This is a genomic window from Streptococcus cristatus (assembly GCF_008369405.1).
In the GTDB taxonomy this organism is placed as follows: Bacteria; Bacillota; Bacilli; order Lactobacillales; family Streptococcaceae; genus Streptococcus; species Streptococcus cristatus_G.
Map to the genome: position 1 here is coordinate 1 of NZ_VSJJ01000021.1, position 3,413 is coordinate 3,413.

Below are 3,413 nucleotides of genomic sequence, written 5' to 3' on the forward strand. Positions count from 1 at the left end.
ATCTAATCAAAAGGGACTATTTCTAATTTACAGTCACTATCCTATTTTCATTGGACTTATTATGATGACTGTATCGATGAGTTTTCTTCAGAATCCTGAAGCTAATCGTCTCTTTGCAACCATCTTCTCTTATATCGGATTTGGCCTCTTCCAAGTTGCTGTCCTAGTAAATGGGCCCTATAACAAACACTATCTTCGCTATTCGAAAAGTTACTACTGTGTCCAAGCGACACTCTATCTGGCTGCCTTGATTCTCTCTTTAATCTTTGCTTCTAATCCTATAATAGTAGTGAGTATAACAACCATTTTAGCTCTAGCTATNGGTTCTTTTAATGAGTTTATAACATAAAAAAGCTTTGGGAACCAAGGCTTTATATGATATCAATCACCGACCACGAAAATGTTTAGCTTACAGAACTGCTAGTGAAGCTCTAGAGGATGAGTTCGAGTAAATGTTGCACTTATTCTTGCAATTTATCATTTACTTGATGCACGAACTCGATATTTTTTTTGTTAATTTGTTTTTGCCCCACTTTTGCCCCATTTTTAAATCCTGACATTGAAAATACCTAAAAGTATTTCCCTAAAATCAGCTATATTTCAACATTTTTGTTTATTTTCAATATGAAAAGTTCTTACAAATTCATGCAATCGGCATCAAACTATACAAGAAAAAGCCTGCTGTGACAGGCTTTTTTGATGTCGAATTACTTTTTGTACCAAAATTTGTACCAAAAAATTATAAAAGTTTTCTAACGTTATCAAATTCATCGTTTATTTTCTCTTGTAATGTATGACCATATACTTCAACTAACATAGAAATATCTTTATGACCCAAAATTCTAGCAATCACTCCTAGATCAATTTGATTATGCCATAGATAACTACCGTAAGTATGTCGTGCCCCTTTTGTGGTAATAATTGGTAAGATATCCAGTCTAATTAAAATCTTTCTTAGTTCCTTATTAACAGTGGCATTATTTGGAATATCTTGCACATATCCATAATGTTGAAAAATGAAATTGTTAATATTGATAATTCTAAGTTCATTATTCAGTCGTACTTGCTCTTGTTTTAATGCCTTTAATATATTTATTTCTTCATCAGAAATAGGGATATTCCTAATCGATGTTTGATTTTTGGGTGGCACAAATTGGCGGGTAGACGTGTTATATCTCCTGTATGTTTTAATAACTTTTTCATCGAAGTTTATATCCTCCCATATTAAAGCGACTAACTCCCCAAAGCGCATTCCAGTCTTGAAAAGTAAATAAATAACATAGAATTTCTATTCCGGATGAATTCAAAAGGTCTAACCGAAGATGAAAAGGTTATTTTCAAGAAAGAGTTAATTGAATTTATGGAAGAAAGAAAATGTTTAAATTTCGAAGATAGAATAGGATGTTACACGTTTCGTTAAGATATATTTAATACGAAATAGTTTAATAATTACTAAATATACTAGTAACCTTCTTATTGGATAAAGTTGTATAATCTGATACTTGTGAATTTATTGAAAATATTATATAATAATCTAGTCTGGGAGGTGAAATTTATGTTTTTAAACACAATTGTATATAATGAGACTCAATGTGACTCAGTTAAACGTAGTATTTCAACCTATCGAGAAAACTTCATGAACTTTAATGATGAACTCGAAAAAAGAGTATGCCATGATGAGGAACTTAAATATTTTTATTCTAATATTACGTCAGAAAATATTAAAGTATCGATATTAGATAAAGTTGCTTCTGATAAAGTATTACAAAAAAGATATTCTACGGATTTACTGAAGTATTTTAATTTTTATAGCAATATACTGTCAGAAGAAACTAGTTTTTTAAAAGATAATAGTAATTTAGAAAACTCTATAAATATTCTACATAGTAATAATGATAAGCTACAAACTAAATTACAAGAAATATATACCCAGTTTGAAAAAAATTTTTCTGAAAAATCACACCAAAATCTTGAATTTAATAATATTGTAATCACACTACCAGAAGGAGATAATAATGAAGTTAATAAAGTCGATAGAATCGATTTCTCCAATAGAATTAGTCTTCGATCTTAACAAATTAGATGAAAAACTCTTACCAAATACTGAAGTTGAAATAAAAATTAGTATAACAGTTGAAGAACTAAAACAAGATGATCAAGGTAATTTTAGAGCAATTGTTGCTTTTCTATTAAGAGTTGGCGATGAGGATGAAAATCTTTTTAAATTATCATATCAAATAGACTTTACTAGTCTAAACGAAAATTTTAATCTCAAGGATAAAGAGTACAATTTTGCATTATTTGAAATTGTAGAACCTTTTGTCAGATATAGATTAAATGAGTTACTTTCTCAAACTAAGTTTGCATCTCTTGAGATTCCATATAGATTTTGGGAGATTGTCGGTGGCGATTCAGAAGTATAAAATAAAAAATATTCGGTTTAAGTCTAACAGAAGAATTGCACCATCACATTTACATAATATAGTATCAGAATTATGTAAATGGGCTATTTCAGACTATGCATGTTATAAAATTATCAATGATTTTTTTAACACAAATAGGCACAATACTGATAATAGATTGATTATATCTCGTCGCATTGAAATACTAAAAGAAGAACAAAAAAATATATACAATAACGAGGCTAATAATTACTGTTTTTATAAAGTTAAGCAATTAATTTTAAACTTATTTGAGAATTCAACAATATCTGACGATGATTATCGTATAGTGTATAGTGATTACATAGAATACCTTACGATGCAATGGAAAAAATATCCGGGAAGATATGGAAAGGTTTTTTATGAACCTTTAATAAAATATAAACGAAATGAGTTATTTGCTAATAGGGATTTTGCTAATTCTAAGTGTGATGTAGTATATAAGAATAATAGGGAAAAATCTCTCTCTATATATGAGTGTAAATTTGGATTGGTTACTTTTTTCTCCCATCTAAGAATGGATATCAATACTGTACCCAGAAATTTGAGAAACAAAGGAATTAGGGCTCGACGTAAAATCAATTATTTAAGAGAATGTCAAAGCATATTTTCATCTAATTCCGATATTATTAATCTTGATGTAAAGATTATAACACTCGCTACTAGAAGCTCTATAAGAAGTTCTAGTAATTTATTGGGTGGTATTGATGTAATCACTAGGGAGGATTTAGAAGATAGATCATTTTACGATTTGTTAAAGAAAGATTAAAAAAACACTATATAAAATTAAGTTTTTTTAGAATAATCTTACAAATAAATTTTATTTGTAAAAAATTGAATTTCATTCTATTTTGATATGTAGTCTCATTTAGTTAATGTTCCTTTAAATTCGTTATATTATTGGGCTCTTTTCTACCATTTGTCAAGTCTATCAAGGCTTTAAGTAAAAAAAGAGATAAGACAGTAGCTATT

At 28.5% G+C, this 3,413-nt stretch carries 3 protein-coding genes and 2 pseudogenes; 4 read left to right on the forward strand and 1 reads right to left on the reverse strand.

The window, feature by feature from the left end; all coding sequences use genetic code 11:
- A pseudogene (locus tag FXF62_RS10630) lies at positions 1–349 on the forward strand (low temperature requirement protein A); the annotation flags it as partial.
- Positions 350–739: 390 nt separating this feature from the next.
- Here FXF62_RS10630 and FXF62_RS10640 read toward each other — a convergent pair.
- Positions 740–1,282 (reverse strand): annotated as a pseudogene (locus FXF62_RS10640) (site-specific integrase); the annotation flags it as partial.
- Between the two features lie 273 nt (positions 1,283–1,555).
- On the opposite strand from FXF62_RS10640, the gene FXF62_RS10645 reads away from it, so the two are divergent.
- The 3 genes from FXF62_RS10645 to FXF62_RS10655 are packed head-to-tail and all read left to right on the forward strand — an operon-like array spanning position 1,556 to position 3,210.
- Positions 1,556–2,074 (forward strand): hypothetical protein, encoded by a 519-nt coding sequence (locus FXF62_RS10645; protein WP_149518711.1) that lies wholly within the window; start codon positions 1,556–1,558, stop codon positions 2,072–2,074.
- Positions 2,016–2,423 carry a hypothetical protein gene (locus FXF62_RS10650; RefSeq protein WP_149518712.1) on the forward strand — a complete coding sequence of 136 codons (408 nt, stop codon included), beginning with the start codon at positions 2,016–2,018 and terminating at the stop codon, positions 2,421–2,423. The genes FXF62_RS10645 and FXF62_RS10650 overlap by 59 nt, the downstream gene beginning before the upstream one ends.
- Positions 2,404–3,210 carry a hypothetical protein gene (locus tag FXF62_RS10655; protein ID WP_149518713.1) on the forward strand — a complete coding sequence of 269 codons (807 nt, stop codon included), beginning with the start codon at positions 2,404–2,406 and terminating at the stop codon, positions 3,208–3,210. The genes FXF62_RS10650 and FXF62_RS10655 overlap by 20 nt, the downstream gene beginning before the upstream one ends.
- Positions 3,211–3,413: the final 203 nt, after the last annotated feature.